We start from the raw sequence: 18,497 nt of genomic DNA, 5'->3' as shown, positions 1-18,497 counted from the left end.
AAACCCGTGCCGCAGCCGAACACGGTTCAGCCCACCCGGCACCCACCGAATCAGCACTGTGTGCCCCGGCGAGACATCGGACGCGCACCGGCCGTGCCGGGCCCGCGCTCGCCTGTGCTCGGTACGCGCGTAGTCAGTGCGCGCCGCGCTCAGCGCCTGCCGCGCTCGGTCGCGGCGCCGTCGTCGGCCAGGGACCCGTCCGGGGCCAGGAAGCCGTCCGGCGCGAGGATCCCGGCCGGGTCGAGGAGCGCCTTGATAGCGCGCTGCAGGGCAAGCTGCTCAGGGCCGAGCTCGGCCTCGAGCCACTGCCGCTTCGCCGAGCCGACGCCGTGCTCCCCGCTGATCGTGCCGCCGTGCGCGAGCGCTGCACGGACCAGGGCGTCGGCCGCCTCGTGGAGCCTCGGCGGTGGCGCCGTCTCGCCCGGCAGGCGCGGCACGCTCAGGCCGGGGTGCAGGTTGCCGTCGCCGGCGTGCGCGACGGCGCTCACCTCGACGTCGAACCGGCGGCCGATCTCCTCGATGGCCTCCAGCACGGGCACCAGCGCCGAACGCGGCACGGCCACGTCCTCGCCCACCGACCACAGGTCGTCGCGGCGGCCGCGTCCCGTGCGGCGCAGCTCGTAGTAGCGCTCGCCCTCGGCGTCGTCGAGCACCTCGGCAGGCAGGCCCGCCGCCTCCAGCGCGGCGGCGAGCGCCACGATCTCGGCGTCGGCGCCCGGGCCGTCCGTCCGCACGAGGACCAGGCCGCCGCCGTGCCGTCCGGCCAGGTCCGTACCGCTGTGCGCGTCGATGTTCTGCAGCGTCGCGCGGTTCAGGAGCTCGACGGTGGAGGGCCGCACACCTGAACCGGTCACCACGCCGACCGCGCGGCCGGCGTCGGGCAGACCCCGCACCGACACCACGAGCGTGCGCACGACGGCAGGGGCGGGCAGGAGGCGCAGTGTCGCGCCGACGACGATCCCCAGCGTGCCCTCGCTGCCCACCAGCAGGCCGACCAGGTCGTAGCCGGTGACGCCCTTGACGCTGCGGTGCCCGGTCCGCAGCAGCGTCCCGTCGGCGAGCACCACGTCCAGCGCGAGGACCGCCTCGCGTGTCACGCCGTACTTGACGCAACGCAGCCCGCCGGCGTTCGTCGCGATGTTGCCGCCGATGGTCGACGTCGCGGACGAGGCGGGGTCGGGGGCGTACATCAGGCCGTGCTCGCGCGCGGCGAGGTCGATGTGGTTCGTGATGACGCCGGGGCCGACGACCGCCACCTGGTCGTCCGGGTCGATCCGGAGGCCGGTCAGCCCTTCGGTGGACAGCACGATCCCGTCGGCGGGTGCCGTCGCCCCGCCGGAGAGGCCGGTCCCCGCACCACGTGTCACCAGCGGCACGTCGAACGCGCTCGCGACGCGCGCGACCGCCTGGACCTGCTCGACGGTGCGCGGGACCACCACGGCGGCCGGCGGCCGGGCGGCGCGCAGGCCCGTCGCGTCGGAGCGGTACGGCTCGACGGCGTCGGGGGCGGTGCGCACGTCTGCCGCGGCCAGGTGCTCGCACAGCGCGGTGACCAGGCCGGACGGCGCTGCCTGGCCGGTGGCCGGGGCCGATTCCTTGGCGGGCGGGGTGGTTGTCGACATGCTGCGGTTCTACGAGGCGTTCCCCCACGAGTCAACGGTCCGGTGCGTCGTCTCGGATCCTGGGCACGGTTCCGGCGGCTCGCGCGCCCCCGCGGGGTGTCCAGTGACTGAGAAGTTCCAGAAACCGGGCGGCATCCCGGCCCGGGTGTCCTATACCTGCGCGGTATGACGCTCACCGACCCCACGCTCCCGGCCTCGCCGGCGGCGTCCGCGGCCCCTCCGACCCCGATCTCCCTGACCCCGTCCGCCCTCGCCCGGCGTCTGACCGTCCCGAAGGGTTTCGGCGACCAGAGCCTGCTCTCGCCGCGCCCCGACGCGATCCGCCTGCTCGGCGGCATCCCCGACCCGTCTGCGCTCCCCCTCGACGAGCTGCGTGCGGCGCTCGGCGAGGTCTGGGACGCCGGCGGGGCCGCGGCCTCCCTGCAGTACTCGGGCTCGCACGGGTTCGAGGGGCTCCGCGGCTGGATCGCGGAGCGCGAGGGTGTCGACGCCCGCCGGATCCTGATCACCAACGGCGGCATGCACGGCCTGTCGCTGACCGTCCAGGCGCTCGTCGAGCCCGGCGCCGTCGTCGCCGTCGACAACCCGGTGTATCCGCTGTTCCTCCGCACGCTGGAGCTGATCGGCGCCGACGTGCTGCCCGTGCCGGTCGAGGCGGACGGGCTCGACGTCGAGCACCTGGCCCGGCGCCTCGCCGACGGCGACCGCATCGCCGCCGTGTACACGGTGCCGGACTTCCACAACCCCTCGCAGGGCACCCTGTCGGCGGACAAGCGCGCGGCCCTGGTCGAGCTGGCCGCGCGGTACGGCTTCGTGGTGATCGCCGACGACCCGTACCGCGAGCTGCGGTTCGCGGGCGAGGACCAGGGGCGGCGCGTCTTCTTCGACTCGGAGCACGTGGTGTACGTGGGCACGTTCACCAAGACGCTCGGCCCTGGCCTGCGGCTGGGCTGGCTCGTGCTCCCCGAGCACCTGGTCGACGCGGTGCTGCGCCTGCGCAACCGCCAGGACTCGCACTCCTCGACGTTCGTCCAGACCCTCGTCCAGCACCTGCTCGTCAGCCGCCCCGGCTGGTTCGACGCCACGCTCGCCCGCGCCCGAGACCTGTACCGGCACCGCGCGGAGCTGCTCGTGCGGGAGCTGGAGACCCGGCTTCCCGGACGGCTGACGATCACGGCGCCCGAGGGCGGGTTCTTCCTCTGGCCGCTGCTGACCGACCCCGCGGTGGATGCCGCCGGGCTGCACGCCCGTGCCGCCGCCGCTGGCGTGGACTACCAGCAGGGCGAGTTCTTCGCGTCGGGACCTGGCACCGACTCGGCACGCCGGCTGCGGCTCGCCTACGGCGACCGCACCGACGCCGAGCTGCGCACCGCCGTCGAACGGCTGGCGGCCGCCTTCGACCGGACCACGTCGCCCGGCACGTCCGGATAGTGAGAAGTCCGGGTCTGGTCCTGGTCATCGGTCCTCCGGCGACCTATACCTCCCCACGGCCACCCGCCCGACGCGAGACCGCGCCGTTCGACACGTTGCGAGGAGCACTGCCATGACCGCACAGCCCGAGCAGGACACCGACCTGTCCGCCCTGGAGGAGCTCTTGGCCCAGCAGGACGAGCCCCAGCTCAGCCCCGACGAGTTCAAGACCGTGTTCCGCAACCACCCCGCCGGGGTCGCCGTCGTCGCGCTCCGGCACGAGGGCCGGCCGGTCGGGTTCACCGCCACGTCCGTCATCTCGGTGTCCGCGGCTCCCCCGCTGCTCGCCTTCTCCCTCGCCTCGGCCTCGTCGTCCTGGCCGGCGGTCTCTGCGGCACGCACCCTCACGGTGAGCTTCCTCGCCGCCGGCCAGGACGACATCTCGGGCCGGTTCGCCACGAGCGGCATCGACCGGTTCGCCGACGGCGGCTGGACGGCGCTCCCCACCGGTGAGCCCGTGATCGACGGCGCCGTGTCGTGGTTCCGGGCCCGCGTGGTGCAGCGCACGCCGGTCGGCGACAGCTACCTGGTGTCGCTGCGGGCCCTGGAGTCCAGCCTCACGCGGACCGGCGGCGAGCCCGTCGCCGCCCCGCTGGTCTACAAGAACCGCGCGTACCACCGGATCGGTGACGACACAGCCGTCTGAGCACTGTCCACCCCTGCGGCCCAACCCCTGCGGCACCCCTGCGACCCCGGAGGACTCCATGCCCTCAGCACAGCCCCTCACACCCTTCTTCGTGGGCCTCGACGCCGACGGCACCGGCACCCACCCGGCGGCCGCCGTCCTGGCGGGCCTCGCCGGCGCCGACCTCGTCTCGGGCGACCGGCTCGCCCGCTCGGTCCGGCAGGCCGAGAACGCGGGCCTCACGTTCGTCTCCTTCGCCGACGCGCTGCTGCCCGCGGTGCCCGGCTCGCCCGCGTCGGCCCGCCTGGACGCCGTCACCCGCGCAGCCTTCGTCTCCCGCACGACGACGGCGATCGGCCTGGTGCCGCAGGTGCCGACCACCTATCCCGAGCCGTTCCACGTCGCGGCACAGCTCGCCTCGCTCGACATCGCGACGGCGGGCCGCGCCGGCTGGGTCCCCTCGGTGACCCGGGACGCCGAGACGGCGGACGCCTACGGCCGCCCCGCCGTCGCGGACCTGGAGCGGGAGGCGCGCGACGTCGTCCAGGTGGTCAGGTACCTGTGGGACTCGTGGGAGGACGACGCGGTGGTGCGCGACGTGACCACCGGCCGGTACCTCGACCGCGACCGCGTGCACTACGTGGACTTCGAGGGTAAGAGCTTCTCGGTCAAGGGGCCGCTCATCACGCCCCGCCCGCCGCAGGGGCAGCTCGTGGTGCTCGCGGCCGACGGCGACATCGCCTCCGGGCGCGGCGCCGCCGACCTTCGGAGCACTGCCGAGCAGCTCGTCGACGTCGCGCTCGTCGGCGGGTCCGACGTCGCCGCGGTCCGGGCCGGTGCCGCCTCCGCGCGCGAGCGTTCCCCGCGCGTCGGTGTCGACATCGAGGTGGTGCTCGACGCCGGCGGGCGTACCGGCGCCGACCGCCTCGCCGAGCTGGACGCCGGAACGCCGCCCGCGAGCCGGACGCCGTGGGGCACGGGCGCGCTGCGGCACGTCGGCAGTGCGGCAAGCCTGGTGGCGCTACTCATCGACCTCGCGACCCCCGGTCCGGACGGACGGCGCCCCGTGGACGGCGTGCGGTTGCTGCCCGCCGTGCTCGACGTCGACCTGCCGGTGCTCGCGCGCGACGTCCTGCCCGCCCTGCGTGCGGCGCGGCTGACCGCGGCGCCCCGGCCGGGCGCCACCCTCCGCGACGCCCTCGGGCTCCCGCGCCCCGCCAACCGCTACGACGTCCGCGTCGCCTGAGGAGACCTGCCATGGCTGTGCCCGACACCCGCCCCGGCCACCTCGGCCACCCCGGCCACCCCGGCCACCCCGACCACTCCGGCCATCCGGTCACCCGCCCCGCCGCCCAGGTGCACCTCGGCGTCTTCTTCCAGGGGGTCAACCACACGACCATCTGGTCCGACCCGGAGTCCGGCTCGCAGACCGACTTCGCCACCTTCGAGCGCGTGATCCGCACCGCCGAGCGCGGCCTCTTCGACGCCTTCTTCCTGGGCGAGGGCCTGCGGCTGCGCGAGACGCGGGGCGCGCTGCACGACCTCGACGTCGTCGGCCGCCCCGACGCGATCACCCAGCTCGCGGCCCTGGCCGCGATCACGACGCACATCGGCCTCGTGGCCACCCAGAACACCACGTACAACGATCCGGCGGACCTCGCCCGCCGCCTGCAGAGCCTCGACGTGCTCTCGGGCGGGCGCGCAGCGTGGAACGTCGTGACCACCGACAACGCGTGGACCGGGGCGAACTTCCGCCGCGGCGGGTACCTCGACCACGCGCTGCGGTACGAACGGGCGCAGGGGCAGCTCGACATCGCGCGCCAGATCTGGGACGCGTTCCCGGACGGAGCGGAGGGCGGCCCTCCCGGCAGCGCCTCCCGCGCCGTCGTGGCCCACGTCTCCGAGCACAGCGCCCTGTTCGACGTCGAGCTCGACCCGACCACGCCGCGCAGCCCGCAGGGCCATCCGGTCATCTTCCAGGCCGGCGACTCGCCGCAGGGCCGGGATTTCGCCGCCGCCAACGCGGACGTCATCTTCTCCCGCCACGGCAGCGTGCTGGCCGACGCCCTGGAGTTCGCGGCCGACGTGCGACGCCGGACCGTGGCGGCCGGGCGACCCGAGGACGACATCAAGATCTTCCCCGGGACCGGCATCATCGTCGGCGACACGCCCGCCGAGGCCGAGGAGAAGGCGCGCTGGGTGCGCTGGAACCAGGTCTCCCCGGCCACCGCGCTCTCGACGGTCGGCAACATCTGGGGCGAGGACCTGTCGGGCTACGACCCGGACGGCCCGCTCCCGGCGCACGACCCGGTCGTCGAGGAGCTCGGCGGAGAGCGCGGCTCGGCGACCACCGGCGCCCGGACCCGCGAGATCGCCGCGCGATGGCGGGCGCTGGCCGAGGCCGAGAACCTGTCGATCCGCGAGCTGGTGGTTCGCGACAGCGGCGAGCGCGGCTTCGAGGGCACGCCCGCCGCCGTCGCCGAGGACCTGATCCGGTGGGTGCGCACGGGCGCCGTCGACGGGTTCAACATCAGCCCGTGGATCGTGCCGTCGGGTCTGGACGACATCGTGGACAAGGTGGTCCCGGAGCTGCAGGAACGCGGCGCCTACCCGACGTCGTACAGCGGGACCACGCTGCGCGAGCACCTGGGGCTGCGCGCCCCGCTCACGCGCCGCGCCACGACCGCCGTCGGCGCGGCGTGAGGTCTCGCTCCGGCGGCGCGGACCAGGCGCGGTACGGCGGGGACGCGGGGACGCGGGGACGCGGGGACGCGGGGAGAACGTACGTCGGCAGGGTGTGTTGCGGTCGGTAGACAATGTCTACCGAGCGCAACAGATTCCGCCGTACAACTATCCCCCCGGAGGGCCAGCGCGGAGCCGCCGGGAGATCTCACGTGGTGGCCGCACCAGGTCCGATCAGGGTCGTGCGCGGACGACGCGGGCTCCCGCAGCCCGGTCGTACGGGGTGCGGCCCTCGCGGACGAACAGGGTGACGACGTAGACGAGCGGCAGAACGTAGGCCGCCGCGGTCAGGGTCACGAGGCCCGGGCTCATGGTCGTGGCCCCGGCGAGGGCGATCGCCGCCGCGTGGCCGATCGTCCACGGCACGGCGACCTTGAGCGCGTTCCGGAGCAGGGCCGAGGCGAACGAGAGCCGGCCGCCGTCCCTGGCGGCCACGACCTCGAGCCCCATCACCCGTTTGCCGACCGACGCCTGCCGCGCACCGGACTCGAGCACGGCGAGGAAGATCGTCAGCGGCACGGCCGTCACGAGCGCTGAGACGACGTTCGCCGTCACGACGGACCACTGGCCCGTCACGCCGGCGAGATACAGGGGGATCCCGACCGCCGCGACCAGCGCGAGCCACACGAGAAAGCAGAGCCAGTCGACCAGCCACGCCACGATGCGCCGCCATGCTTCGGGGTTCACGCCGCTGACGCTACCGCGCGCCGCCCACCGCTGGTCGAGCCTGTCGAGACCAGGTATCGACGGGCTCGACCGGCGGGCGGGTCCGACAGCTCGGGTCAGAGGCGCTTCTCGAAGCAGATGCTCGTCTCCGCCGGGTAGGGCGAGTAGGCGGCGGTGCGGGTCCAGCCCTCGCGCTCGTACAGCGCCACCGCCTCGGGCTGGCGGATGCCGGTCTGCAGGTGGAGCACCTCGATCCCCCGGTCCAGCGCCGAGCGTTCGACGGCGGCCAGCACGCCCGCGGCCAGGCCCCTGCGGCGGTGCGACGGCCGCACGAACATCCGCTTGACCTCGTGGACCACCTCGGGGTGGCGGGCCGTGCCGCCCAGCCGACGCAGCGATCCGGTGGCGACCGCCTGGGGTCCGTCCAGGGCGATCCAGGTCACCAGCACCTCCTCCGCCGTCGGCACCCTGCTCAGCGCGTCCGGCTCAGCGGTCGCGAGCAGCCGGTCGCGCCGCTCCCACAGGTCGGCGTAGCGCGGGGCGAGTTCGCTGGTCATCGCCTCGCGCAGGGCGGCGGCGCGCGGGTCGTCCCACGTCGTGGCGACCCAGGTCGGGTTCGAGACGATCACCGGCACGGCGGCGCTCCCTCCAGGCGTCCGGCTCAGGACGCCGGTTCGAGTCAGGGTCAGAAGGTCGGATCGGTACGGCGCGCTCAGAACGCGCGCAGGTTGGCCCGCAGACCGCCGTCGGCCCACTCCGTGCGCAGGACGCCGCGGCGGCGCAGGATCGGGACCAGCTCGTCGAGCGTGCGGTGCACGGTGACCGGGTGGAGGTCGCCCCACAGCAGCACGCCGTCGTTGCCCCACTCCCCCAGCTCCTCGATCAGGTCGGCGAGCTCCCCGGCGGTGCCCACCCAGCCCGACCGGTCGGCGATCCGGCCCAGCCGGGCCAGCCCGCCCAGCAGCACGCGCAGCGGCGTCGTGGCCAGATCGTGGTCGCCCACCAGCCGCCGGATCGAGCCGTGCGAGACGTGGTCGCCGAACAGCCCCGTGGGCAGCGGCTTGTCGAGGTCGAGCGCCGTCAGGTCGGTCTCCAGGTCACTGGACTGCTGCTCGGCGACCCGCAGCAGCGTCGCGTCGTCCGGGTTCGCCGACGCCGCGACCAGCCGGTCGGCCTCCTGCGGGCTGGAGACCAGCACCGGCTTGATCGCGAAGAGCACCTTGACGTGCTCCAGCGCCCGGCCTGCCGTGCGCGCCGCGGCGTGCACCTTGGCGCGGTAGTCCCGTACGCTGCGCTCGGTCAGCGGCGCCAGCGCGAGCTGGACGTCGCTGTTGGCCCCGGCGAAGGTCAGCCCGCGGGCCGAGCCGCCGGGCGAGACGATCACGGGCTCGCCGCCCGTCCCGTCGTCGAACGGGAGCGCGTTGAGCGGGCCGTCGAACGCGTAGTGCTCGCCCCGGTGCCGCACCGGGCGCAGCAGGCTCCCGTCGGCGTACCGGCCGCCGGACCGGCCGCCGCCAGGCCCGGCGGTGCCCGGGTCGGCGATCAGCGCTCCGTCGTCCCAGGACCGCCACAGCGACCGGACGCCGTCGAGCCACTCCTCCGCGCGGTCGTACGCGGCGTCGTGCCCCAGCGGCGGCGCCGCGGAGAAGTGGCGCGCGCTGCCCGTGTCGGTCACGAGGTTGAGCCCCAGCCGGCCGCCCGACAGGTGCTGGAGCGTCGCGAACTGACGTGCCCCGGTGTAGGGCAGCACGGCGGCCGGGTTGACCGTCGGCACGACGCCGAGATGCCTCGTGGCCGCGAACAGGTACGGGGCCAGCAGCAGCGGGTCGTGCTTGGGCCCGCCGAACGCCTGCCGCACGCGCAGGTCGATGGTCTCCGGGCTCCCGAGCGAGGGCGCGTCCTCGATGATCAGGAGCTCGACCCCCGCCTGCTCCAGCGCGCGGGCCGACTCGGTGTAGAGGTCGGGCCGGGTCCAGTCGTAGTTCCAGTCGAGGTAGTCGTGGCCCCAGCCGTGCGGCCCGAAGCCGCGGGCCAGGAACCAGCCCAGGTGCTGCTGGCGGGTCATGGTGTCTCCTCGGGTACGGCCCTGCTCGCCGAGCCGAGCCCCCGCTCCAGGTCGGCGAGCAGGTCGGGCAGGTCCTCGATGCCGATCGACAGGCGCAGGGTGCCGGGGTGAACCCCGGAGGTGGCCTGCTCGGCGGGGGTGCGCAGCACGTGGCTCGTGCTCGCGGGATGCAGCACGAGCGAGCGGACGTCGCCGATGTGGGTCATGTGCGTGACCACCTCCACCGCCTCGACGAACGCGCGGGCCGCCGGGGCGCCGCCGTGCAGCGTGAAGGTGAAGACGGAGCCCTGTCCGTCGGGCAGGTAGCGCTTGGCCAGGGCGTACGACGGGCTCGAGTCCAGCCCGCAGTAGTCCACGGACGCGACCTCAGGCCGGAACGCCAGCCACCGCGCGACCTCCAGCGCCGTCGCGCTCTGCCGCGCCACCCGCAACGACAGGGTCTCGATCCCCTGCCCCACGAGGAAGGCGTTCAGCGGGGACGGTGTGGGGCCGAACCGCGGCGCCACCGTCTCGCGCGCGTACGCCAGGCGGGCCAGGCCGCCGTGGCGTGCGGCCACGCTCGCCCCTCCGGTGCGCGACGGCGCCACGAGGTGCGGGTAGAGCGCGCCCGACGCGGCGGCGTCGAACGTCCCGGAGTCGACGACGACGCCGCCCAGCACCGAACCGTGCCCGGCCAGGAACTTGCTCGCGGAGTGCACCACGACGTCGGCCCCGTGCTCGATCGGACGCAGCAGGTAGGGCGTGGCGAGCGTGTTGTCCACGACGAGCGCCAGCCCGTTGGCGTGCGCGACGTCGGCCACGGCAGCGAGGTCGGGCAGGTCGTTGCGGGCGTTGGGGATCGACTCGAGGAACAGCACCCGGGTCTCGGGGCGGATCGCGCGCTCCCACGCGGCCGGGTCGGCGGCGTCGTCGACGAAGTCGGCCTCGATGCCGAGGCGCGGCAGGTTCTCCAGGAGCAGCCCGCGCGTCCCCTCGTACAGGCTGGCGGCGGCCAGCACACGCTGCCCGGCCGCGACCAGGCCGAGCAGCGCGACGGTGACGGCCGCCTGGCCGCTCGCCACGAACAGGGCGTCCGCACCGCCCTCGAGCGCCGCGATCCGGCGCTCGACCGCGGTGGTGGTCGGGTTGCCGGTGCGGGTGTAGGCGTAACCCTGGCCTCCGCCGAAGTGGCCGCCTGCCTGCTCCCACTCCTCGAACTCGAACCCGGCGGTCAGGTAGACCGGCGTGGCGCGTGGGGTCGGACGGCGCTCCGGTGCGGTGCTCCGTGCGGCGCTCTGTGACGCGCTCTGTGCGGCGCCGGCCCCTCCGGCGTCGCGCTCCGCGCCGCCTGCGTGCACCTGCCGGGTGGCGAACCCGGTCATGGCGCAGCGCTCGGTGCGGCGCTCGGCTCGGGCTCGGTCGCGGGCAGGCCGGCGTCCTTCCAGGCAGGGAACCCGCCCTCGACGTGCGAGACGTCGGTGTAGCCGCGCGCCGCGAGCGCCTCGGCGACCGGGCCGGAGCCGTCGACCGAGCCGCACACGACGACGACCGGTGTGTCGAGGGTGATCGCGGGGTTGTCCGACGGCCCGAACAGCGCGTCGAGGTTGCTCCGGTCGACGAGCGTGGCGCCGGGGATCTCGCCGGTCGCCGCCCGGCCCGCCGCGGAGCGGACGTCGATCAGCAGCGCGCCGCCCGCAACCTTGGCGCCGGCGTTCTCAGGGTTGCGCAGCTCAGGGGTGCTCATGATGTTCTCCTCAAGGATCGATGGTTGACGGCGGCCCGTCGGGGGGCCGCCGCCCAGGGGTAGCCGTCAGGCGCTCAGCAGCCGGCCCGTCGGCAGCGCGCGGGAAGCGGCGGCGCCGTCGCGCAGCCCGAGCGATCCACGCAGCGTGGTCTCCGTGCGCTCGGTACGGAACAGCCCGGCCCGCTGCAGGGCCGGCACGAGGTGGTCGGTGATCGCGTCGAGGTCCGCGCTGAGTGACGACGGGCGCAGCAGGAACCCGTCGGCGGCGCCGACGGCGGCCCAGTCGGCGACGAGGACCGCCAGCTCGTCCGGCGTGTCCGCGACGACGTGCGCGCCGCGCCCGGGCTCCGGACCTTCGAGCGCCTCGACGAGCTCCAGCCGGGCCTGGGCGCTGGCCCGTTCGGCGGCGAGCACCACGTACACCTCGGCGAGCACCCGCAACTCCTCCGGGTCGCGTCCGGCGGACAGCGCCGAGTCGCGCACGAGCCGCCGCAGCCGGACCGCCTGTGCGGCGTCTCGCACGGCGATCCGCACGACGTCGGCGGTGCGCCCCGCCAGCCTGGCGCTCGCCTCGGAGCGCACGCGCAGGACGACCGGCGGACGCACCCGGGACAGTGCCGCCCCGCCACGGTTCGGGCGGCTGCGGATCGCGAACCGGATGCCGTCGTGGTCGACGCGGAAGCGGCCCTCGGCGTCGAGCTCGACCGCGCCCGAGCCGGTGCCGGGCCGACCCGTCCACACCCGGTGCACGGACTGGATGCCCAGCTCGACCCGGGACGCCCAGGCCTCGTCGGGCTCGGGGACCGCCGTCTGCCGGACGGCCTGCCAGCCCGCCCGGCCGCTGCTCGCGCGGTCGACGCTGCTGAGGGCGACGGCGGTGTGCGCCGCCTCGGTGTGGACGGTGTCGACGGCGGCGACCAGGCCGATCCCCGTCGTGACCCGGGCCGCGCGAGCCGCCGCGACCACGGTGTCGAGCCGAGCGGTCACCTGGCCACGGCCGGGGTGCAGCAGGAAGCCCTCGTCGAGGGTGACGAGGTCGAGCAGCGCACGGTCGGCGGTGCGGACGAGCTGGAGGAAGCGTTCGCCGTCGAACGCGCGGGGCGGGATCGGGCCGCGGGCGCGGTGCGCGCCGGGACGGGCACCGGCCGAGGTGAGGTCCACGCCGAGCACGACGGGACGGAGCGAGGAGGAGGCGGAGGTGATGGAGGTGGGCTGCGGTGGGTACGGCACGGCGGGGCTCCGTTCGGGGCTACGGCTGCGCGGCGGCACCCGGGCGTCCCAGCCGGCGGCGCACGGTCTGCGCACTTCGGCATTGCTGGGTCACCCCGGGAGCGTGGCTGCCGGAAGGTATGGGAGGAGGAGGGTCGAGGTCTGCCGCGGTCAGCGGACGGAGCGGCGACAACACATGCCCGTGCGCGGGGCAGCACCGGCCCGCGGGGAGATGTTCCAGGACGGCAGGGACACGTGGACGGCGGGGGCAGCGCTCCGGGTCATCGTCGTTCTCCTCACCTGCTCGCCCAGCGGCGAGCGACGCGTGTTGTCATCCGCCGGACGGCGGTGGCCTGGTCCTCACCCGGGGCACCCACCCGCGCGGGGGGTTGCCGTCCGACCAGCCGGGGCTTCGCGTCGGAGCTCATGACCTGTCCAGGATTACTACATCTTTCCGATCGGATTAGTGCGGTTCTTCTGGATGTCAGAGAACATACGAATGGAACCGATAGAAGTCAACGATCCATGGTCAGATCTCACATACCGGAACCGCGCGGGACCGCCGGGAAAGACCACGCGGGGCAGGTGTGTTGCTGAGAGTGGACGTCGTCTACTCTCAGCAACACACTCCGCGGGGTACCTGTTCTCCCGGCCCACCCCTCAGCGCCTCGGTTCAGTCGGCGAGCAGCTCCACCTGGGCGAGCACGCCGCCCTCGCCGGTCTCCAGCCTCAGGCCGGTCAGCGGTACCGGCTCGGCCAGCACGAACGGGCGCAGATGACCCGGCCAGGGCCACTGCTCGCCGGACCGCTCATCCAGCACGCGGCCGTCGTCCGCGACCAGGCGCCACGCCGACGGCGGCTGCCGATCCGGCCCCGCAGACGACGTCAGCGTGTACGCACGGAGCACGGCACCCTCCGGGACGTTGCCGAACGGACGCCACTCGAGCACACCCGCTACCTCGGCGGCCGTCGTCAGGTCGCCGTCCGTCAGCCGTGGCAGGGGCCCGTCGACGCCGTGCCAGCCGCCGTCGGCCCGCTGCCACGGCCGGACCGGCTCGCCGTCCGGGCCGCTGCCCGCACCCGCCGGGCCCGCCGACGCCGGCATGCCCCAGCTCGTCGGCGTCCCGGACATGGCGAACCGGAGGGTCGCTCCCCCGGTCAGGTCGCCGTGCTCCACCGACGGCGCCTCCACCGCCCGGGCCGCGCCATCGACGTCCGACAGCTCCAGCCCCGCCACGTACCAGCGGTCGGCCGCGCCCGGTGCCTCGACCACGAGGTCGCCGTCGGGCCGGTGCACCACCGCGCGCTCGAAGAGCGGCGAGCCGACCGCCCAGCGCGAGGACCCGATCTCCAGCGGGTACAGCCCCAGGGCGGACAGGACGTACCAGGCCGACATCTCGCCGTTGTCCTCGTCGCCGTGGTAGCCCTGCCCGATCTCGTTGCCGGTCCACAGCCGGGCCAGGACCTCGCGCACGGTCCCCTGCGTGCGGTCCGGCCGGCCGGCGAACAGCCACGCGTAGGCGATGTGATGGGACACCTGGTTGGACTGGCCGAACTGGCCCATCCGGACGTCGCGCGCCTCGACCATCTCGTGGATCACGGACCCGTAGGTGCCTGGCTTGTCCGCCCGCTCCGGCGTGGCGAAGAACCGGTCCAGCAGCCGCTCCAGCCCCGCGCGGCCGCCGTGCAGGGCGGCCAGGCCCGCGCCGTCGTGCACCGGGTGGAACAGGAAGTTCCACGCGTCGGACTCGGTGTAGTCGCCGCCCCACTCGTCCGGGTCGAACGGGCCGGAGCCGAACGACCCGTCCCGGTCGCGTCCCCGGAAGAACCCCGTGCGGGCGTCGAAGAGGTGCACGTACCCGAGCGAGCTCTGCCGCAGGTAGGCGGCTTCGTCGCGCAGGGCGCGCCGGCGGGCGTCGGGGGTACCCGGCGCGTCCGCGAGCGCCGCGGCCATCCGCGCGAGGCCCGCGTCGTTGATGTAGCCCTCCAGGCCCCAGGACACCGACTCGTCGACGTCGCGCGGCACCCAGCCGTGGGCGAGCGCGAAGTCCTGGCCCTTGCGGCCGACGCCGGACCGGGTGGGCAGGGCGGTCGCGTTGCGCAGGCCGGCGTCGTAGGTGGCGAGCGGGTCGGGCAGGGGCACGCCGCGCAGGTACAGGTCGGCGAAGGCGACGTCGGACGACGTGCCGGTCATGAGGTCGGCGTAGCCCGGCGACGACCACCGCGCGACCCAGCCGCCCTCGCGGTACTGCTGCACGAACCCGTCGGCGAGCCGGGCCGCGACGTCCGGGTAGAGCAGCGCGTAGGCGGGCCAGCAGGTGCGGTAGGTGTCCCAGAACCCGTGGTTGACGAACATCTCGCCGGGCAGGACGGGAGCGCCGTCGAGCACGGGTGAGGCGTGCACGGGCTCACCGTCGGTGCCGAGCTCCGTGTACGACGACGGGTACAGGTTGAGCCGGTAGAGGTTCGAGTAGAGCGTGACCTGCTGCTCCGGCGTGGCGCCCTCGACGTCGAGCACGCCGAGGCGCTCCTCCCACTGCGCACGGGTGCGCTCGGCCACCTCGTCGAACGAGCCGGCCACCTCGCGCTCCAGGGCGCGCCAGGCGAGGTCCTCGCTGATGTACGACGTCGCCACGCGCACCTCGACCGTGCGGCCCGCCGCGCCGTCGGGGCCGGCGGCCGGGTCGAGCGCCACCGTCGCGTACGTGGCGTGCTCCCGGCCGCGCGCCCGGCCGGTGCGCAGGACGGGCCGGGAGACCTGACCCACCACGTACATGCGGCTGCGGCCCACCGAGAGCGCGCTGCCGTGGTCGCTCCAGCCGGTGAGCGTACCGTCGTCGTGCACGGTGACGGCGACGGGCGGGCCGTCCGCTCCGGCGTCGCTCACGGCGTCGACGATCAGGTGGCCGGTGGTGGCGCCGGGCGGGAACGTGAACCGCAGCACGCCGCCGTGGTCCGAGGCCGCGACGTCGATGCGGGAGCCGTCGTCCAGGTCGACGCCGTAGCGGTGCGGGCGGGCCGTCTCGGCGTCGTGCGAGAAGGAGAGCGCGCGGGCCTCGAGGCCCGCGTCGGGCGGGGCCGCCTCGTCCGGCTGCGCGGCGACCAGGTGGAACGCGAGCTGGTCGCGGTCCCCCATCCACGGGCTGGGTTCGTGCGAGATGCCGACCCCCTGCAGGCGCGGCCGGTTGTCCGGCCCGTTGTGCGTGGCCCACGAGTAGAGCCAGCGTTCGGTCGACGCGTCGGTGAGCGGCACCCACATCGTGAAGCCGTTCGGCACGGCGGCCGCGGGCACGTTGTTCCCGCGCGAGTACGCGCCCGAGGAGTGGGTGCCGCGCCGGGTGTCGACGAGGTCGGCGCGGCCGGTCACGACGCGTTCCGGGCGGGGTCCGACCGTGACGGCGTCCAGCCACACCTCGGTGTCCCCGCCGTCCGGCGGCGCCGTCACGACGGCGGCGGCGCGCACGCGCCGGCCGGGCAGGCGCTCGGCCACCTGGTCGAGGTCCACCCGGACCAGGTTCCAGTGGTCGGGCACCAGGATCCGCGCCTTCCCCTGCCCGACGGCGGTCGCGGGCATGCGGTGCTGGTCCCGGAGCTCGCGTCCGGCCTCGGTCTGCAGGAGCCATGTCCCGTCGTCGAGCAGCAGGTCGACCGCCACGTAGGTCGAGCGGTAGGTGAGCTCCTGGTCGAGCACCGGCAGGAGCGTGCAGCGCAGCTCCGTGCCGGCCTCGACCGGTACGTCCAGCCCGTCGAGCACCACCGTGCGGCCCGCGCCGGCGTGCGCGATCCGCCGTGCGTGCTCGCTCGTGAGGCCGACGCCGGGCCGCCCCGCGGGGACGTGTGCCGGCCCGGTCATGCGGCCACCCCCGGGACCCGGCCCGTGCTGCCGCGCACGGTCAGCACGGGGGCGGGGGCGTCCACGACGTCGGGCACCGGCTCGCCCCGGACCAGCGACAGCGTCGTGGCCGCCAGGAGCTCGCCGAGCTCGAAGGTGTCCCTGGTCATCGCGGTGAGCGGCGGGTGCGCGAGACGCACCAGCTCTGAGTCGTCGAAGGATGCGACGGAGATGTCGCCCGGCAGGTCGAGCCCTGCCTCGGCCAGCACTGTGACGCCCGCGAGCGCGGCGACGTCGGAGTCGTAGACGATTGCGGTAGGCCTTTCGTCGCGGGCCAGCAGGGCCCTGGTTGCTGCCGCGGTCTCGTCCTGGGAGAAGTCCGCCGGCACTGTCGTGAGGTCGAGGCCGAGGCGCGCCCCGGCGTCGTGCAGCGCGGCCGCCCGCCGCGCGGAGTGTACGTACGCGGGAACGCCGCCCACGTGGCCGATGCGCACATGCCCCAGCGCCGCCAGGTGCTCGGCGAGCAGGGTCATGGCGGCATGGTCGTCGGCGAAGACGGCGGGCACGGGGCCGGGTGTGCCGTCGCCGCTGAGCAGTACCGCCGGCAGGCCCATCCGCACCAGCTCCTCGGGGCGCGGGTCGTCGCGTTCGAGGTCGAGCACGACGACGCCGTCGGTACGCCGCTCGGCCGCCCAGCGCCGGTAGACGTCGAGCTCCGCGGACATGTCCTCCACCACCAGGAGCTGCAGGGCCACGAGGTCCGCCGAGAGCCGCGCCTGCAGACCCGAGACGAGCTGGGCGAAGAACGGCTCGACGCCCAGGGTCCGCGCGGGTCGCGTGACGACCAGGCCTACCGTGTCGGCCCGCCGGCCGCCCAGGGCGCGGGCGGCCACGTTCGGCCGCCACCCGAGCTCGGCGACGGCGGCCAGGATGCGGGTCCTGGTCCGGTCGCTGATCCCCGGACGGCCGTTGAGCGCGAACGACACCGCTGTCGGTGAGACGCCCGCGTGCGCGGCGATATCGGCGATGGTCGGTCTGCGGTTCGGGTGCGCTGCGGACGTCATCACTGGTCGGCGAGGAGCTTGTCGCACTCCTCGACCGCTGCGTCCAGCGCTTCCTGCGAGGTCTTGTCCCCCGCTATCGCCGCCGCGAGCTGCTGGTTGATGATGGTGGTCATCGCCTCGCTGACCTCGACCGGCTGCAGCAGCCGCGCCGTGCCCAGACTGTTGTACGCGATCTGCTTGGCCGCACCCTGCGGGGTGCCGTCGCTCTCGGCGAGCTCCGGCTTGTCCAGCGACTCGGCGGTCGACGGGAAGACGCCGGGGACCTCCTCGGCGAACGCCTCCTGGTTGGCGGCGTTCGTGACGAACCGCGCCAGCGCCACCGCCGTCGGCAGGTTGGCCGACTGGTCCGAGATCGACAGCCCCTGCACGTACAGGGGGGTCGCACCCATGTAGGGCGACGGGACGACCTTGCCCTCGAGCGACGGGTTGTTCTCGAGCACGGTGGCGATGAAGTTGCCGCCGCCCGTCGACCAGGCCACCTTGCCGTCGGTGAAGAGCTGGCTGTTGCCGAGGTAGGCGTCGGTGAGCACGTCGTCGGGCATGAGGCCGTCGGCGTACGCGTCGCGGTAGGCGTCGAGCAGCTCGGCGGCCTCCGGGGTGTTGAACACGAACCTCGTGCCGTCCTCGGACAGGATAGGTAGACCCTCTGCCGCGAAGTCGCCGAGCCCCGGCTTGCGGCTCATGAGGTAGCCGCCGGTGACGTCCTTCATCGTGCGCGCCTGGACGATGAGCTCGTCCAGGGTGGTGGGCGGCGCCGCCGGGTCGAGACCGGCGGCCTCGAACATCTCGGAGTTCCAGTAGTTCAGGTCGGTGGTCAGGTACCACGGGTACCCGAACGTGCCCTCCGTGCCCGCGTACCGGTAGGCCTCCAGCGCGCCGGGCACGTACGTGTCCTCGAGCCCCTCGTCGACCGTCGTGAGGTCCGTGAGGAGGCCCTCGCGCGACAGCGAGTACGCGAAGTCGGGCGGCAGGTTCGTGACGTCGGGCAGCTCGCCGGCGGCGGCCTGCGCGCGCAGCGTCTCCGAGTAGCCGTCGCCCGGCTGGTCGAGCCAGGTCACGCTGGTGCCGGGGTACGTCTCCTCGAAGTCGGCGATGACGCCCTCGACGTACTCGGTGAAGTTCGGCTTGAGCGCCCAGGTCTGCAGCGTGACCTCGCCGGTGACGGCGCCCCCCGGGGTGTCGGCGGCAGGCCCGGCCTCGGCGTCGCCCCCGCCGCTCAGGGTGCAGCCGCCGAGGGCGGCGAGCACGGTCAGGGCCGCTCCAGCGGCCCCGATGCTCCTGATCCTCATGACAGTTCCTTCCAGCAATGCTTCGTCGCGCCCTGGGGACTTGCCGTGTCGCTTGCCGTGCCCATGATGGTGCCGCGGCGCCGACTAAAGCGCTTTAGCGCCGCTAGCGTCCCGCGCGCCCCACGTGCTGTCAAGACAACGACCACCCCGTCGGGTGCCGGCTGTCGGCGGGTCCGGCGGGTTCGCACCC

14 protein-coding genes and 1 riboswitch are annotated in these 18,497 nt (G+C 74.5%); of the genes, 4 read left to right on the top strand and 10 right to left on the bottom strand.

The window, feature by feature from the left end; translation table 11 throughout:
• Positions 1–149 precede the first annotated feature (149 nt).
• Positions 150–1,622 (bottom strand): FAD-binding oxidoreductase, encoded by a 1,473-nt coding sequence (locus ACFWE2_RS07610; protein ID WP_377223609.1) that lies wholly within the window; start codon positions 1,620–1,622, stop codon positions 150–152.
• Between the two features lie 165 nt (positions 1,623–1,787).
• Between ACFWE2_RS07610 and ACFWE2_RS07605 the strand changes: the two genes are divergently transcribed.
• The 4 genes from ACFWE2_RS07605 (at position 1,788) to ACFWE2_RS07590 (ending at position 6,420) form a co-directional block, all read left to right on the top strand.
• Positions 1,788–3,053 (top strand): PLP-dependent aminotransferase family protein, encoded by a 1,266-nt coding sequence (locus tag ACFWE2_RS07605; RefSeq protein WP_377223608.1) that lies wholly within the window; start codon positions 1,788–1,790, stop codon positions 3,051–3,053.
• 112 nt (positions 3,054–3,165) lie between these two features.
• The gene (locus tag ACFWE2_RS07600; RefSeq protein ID WP_377223607.1) at positions 3,166–3,738 is read left to right on the top strand and encodes a flavin reductase family protein; all 573 of its coding nucleotides are present in this window, start codon (positions 3,166–3,168) and stop codon (positions 3,736–3,738) included.
• 58 nt (positions 3,739–3,796) lie between these two features.
• Positions 3,797–4,963 (top strand): LLM class flavin-dependent oxidoreductase, encoded by a 1,167-nt coding sequence (locus ACFWE2_RS07595; RefSeq protein ID WP_377223606.1) that lies wholly within the window; start codon positions 3,797–3,799, stop codon positions 4,961–4,963.
• 11 nt (positions 4,964–4,974) lie between these two features.
• Positions 4,975–6,420 (top strand): NtaA/DmoA family FMN-dependent monooxygenase, encoded by a 1,446-nt coding sequence (locus tag ACFWE2_RS07590; RefSeq protein ID WP_377223605.1) that lies wholly within the window; start codon positions 4,975–4,977, stop codon positions 6,418–6,420.
• Positions 6,421–6,633: 213 nt separating this feature from the next.
• On the opposite strand, the gene ACFWE2_RS07585 is transcribed toward ACFWE2_RS07590, so the two are convergent.
• From ACFWE2_RS07585 to ACFWE2_RS07545, 9 genes are all read right to left on the bottom strand, one after another.
• On the bottom strand, positions 6,634–7,146 hold the full coding sequence (locus tag ACFWE2_RS07585; protein WP_377223604.1) for an RDD family protein: 513 nt from the start codon (positions 7,144–7,146) through the stop codon (positions 6,634–6,636).
• Between the two features lie 95 nt (positions 7,147–7,241).
• Positions 7,242–7,760: a GNAT family N-acetyltransferase gene (locus ACFWE2_RS07580; RefSeq protein WP_377223603.1), complete on the bottom strand. Its 519-nt coding sequence runs from the start codon at positions 7,758–7,760 to the stop codon at positions 7,242–7,244.
• Positions 7,761–7,837: 77 nt separating this feature from the next.
• On the bottom strand, positions 7,838–9,190 hold the full coding sequence (locus ACFWE2_RS07575) for an LLM class flavin-dependent oxidoreductase (protein WP_377223602.1): 1,353 nt from the start codon (positions 9,188–9,190) through the stop codon (positions 7,838–7,840).
• The gene (locus tag ACFWE2_RS07570) at positions 9,187–10,551 is read right to left on the bottom strand and encodes an O-acetylhomoserine aminocarboxypropyltransferase/cysteine synthase family protein (protein ID WP_377223601.1); all 1,365 of its coding nucleotides are present in this window, start codon (positions 10,549–10,551) and stop codon (positions 9,187–9,189) included. Before ACFWE2_RS07570 ends, ACFWE2_RS07575 begins: the two co-directional genes overlap by 4 nt.
• Positions 10,548–10,913 carry a rhodanese-like domain-containing protein gene (locus tag ACFWE2_RS07565; protein ID WP_377223600.1) on the bottom strand — a complete coding sequence of 122 codons (366 nt, stop codon included), beginning with the start codon at positions 10,911–10,913 and terminating at the stop codon, positions 10,548–10,550. The genes ACFWE2_RS07570 and ACFWE2_RS07565 overlap by 4 nt, the downstream gene beginning before the upstream one ends.
• A 66-nt stretch (positions 10,914–10,979) precedes the next feature.
• Complete coding sequence (locus ACFWE2_RS07560) at positions 10,980–12,143, bottom strand: LLM class flavin-dependent oxidoreductase (protein ID WP_377223599.1); 1,164 nt, start codon at positions 12,141–12,143, stop codon at positions 10,980–10,982.
• Positions 12,144–12,442: 299 nt separating this feature from the next.
• A riboswitch (SAM riboswitch) is annotated at positions 12,443–12,554 on the bottom strand.
• Between the two features lie 241 nt (positions 12,555–12,795).
• Entirely contained in the window at positions 12,796–15,975 is a 3,180-nt protein-coding gene (locus tag ACFWE2_RS07555) for a GH92 family glycosyl hydrolase (protein ID WP_377223598.1), read from the bottom strand.
• Positions 15,972–17,018 (bottom strand): LacI family DNA-binding transcriptional regulator, encoded by a 1,047-nt coding sequence (locus ACFWE2_RS07550; protein WP_377223597.1) that lies wholly within the window; start codon positions 17,016–17,018, stop codon positions 15,972–15,974. Before ACFWE2_RS07550 ends, ACFWE2_RS07555 begins: the two co-directional genes overlap by 4 nt.
• Entirely contained in the window at positions 17,018–18,307 is a 1,290-nt protein-coding gene (locus ACFWE2_RS07545) for an ABC transporter substrate-binding protein (RefSeq protein WP_377223596.1), read from the bottom strand. Before ACFWE2_RS07545 ends, ACFWE2_RS07550 begins: the two co-directional genes overlap by 1 nt.
• Positions 18,308–18,497 lie beyond the last annotated feature (190 nt).

It is taken from the genome of Promicromonospora sp. NPDC060271 (genome assembly GCF_042726755.1).
Lineage (GTDB): Bacteria > Actinomycetota > Actinomycetes > Actinomycetales > Cellulomonadaceae > Promicromonospora.
Note: the sequence above shows the minus strand (reverse complement) of the source record. Positions and strands in the feature narration are given on the sequence as shown.

Excerpts from the sequence above, each read along its gene's own strand:
- ACFWE2_RS07595 (WP_377223606.1), top strand. The coding sequence starts at position 3,797 with ATGCCCTCAGCACAGCCCCTCACACCCTTCTTCGTGGGCCTCGACGCC.
- ACFWE2_RS07545 (WP_377223596.1), bottom strand. The coding sequence starts at position 18,307 with ATGAGGATCAGGAGCATCGGGGCCGCTGGAGCGGCCCTGACCGTGCTC.
- ACFWE2_RS07565 (WP_377223600.1), bottom strand. The coding sequence starts at position 10,913 with ATGAGCACCCCTGAGCTGCGCAACCCTGAGAACGCCGGCGCCAAGGTT.
- ACFWE2_RS07550 (WP_377223597.1), bottom strand. The coding sequence starts at position 17,018 with ATGACGTCCGCAGCGCACCCGAACCGCAGACCGACCATCGCCGATATC.
- ACFWE2_RS07570 (WP_377223601.1), bottom strand. The coding sequence starts at position 10,551 with ATGACCGGGTTCGCCACCCGGCAGGTGCACGCAGGCGGCGCGGAGCGC.
- ACFWE2_RS07555 (WP_377223598.1), bottom strand. The coding sequence starts at position 15,975 with ATGACCGGGCCGGCACACGTCCCCGCGGGGCGGCCCGGCGTCGGCCTC.
- ACFWE2_RS07605 (WP_377223608.1), top strand. The coding sequence starts at position 1,788 with ATGACGCTCACCGACCCCACGCTCCCGGCCTCGCCGGCGGCGTCCGCG.
- ACFWE2_RS07610 (WP_377223609.1), bottom strand. The coding sequence starts at position 1,622 with ATGTCGACAACCACCCCGCCCGCCAAGGAATCGGCCCCGGCCACCGGC.
- ACFWE2_RS07590 (WP_377223605.1), top strand. The coding sequence starts at position 4,975 with ATGGCTGTGCCCGACACCCGCCCCGGCCACCTCGGCCACCCCGGCCAC.
- ACFWE2_RS07575 (WP_377223602.1), bottom strand. The coding sequence starts at position 9,190 with ATGACCCGCCAGCAGCACCTGGGCTGGTTCCTGGCCCGCGGCTTCGGG.
- ACFWE2_RS07600 (WP_377223607.1), top strand. The coding sequence starts at position 3,166 with ATGACCGCACAGCCCGAGCAGGACACCGACCTGTCCGCCCTGGAGGAG.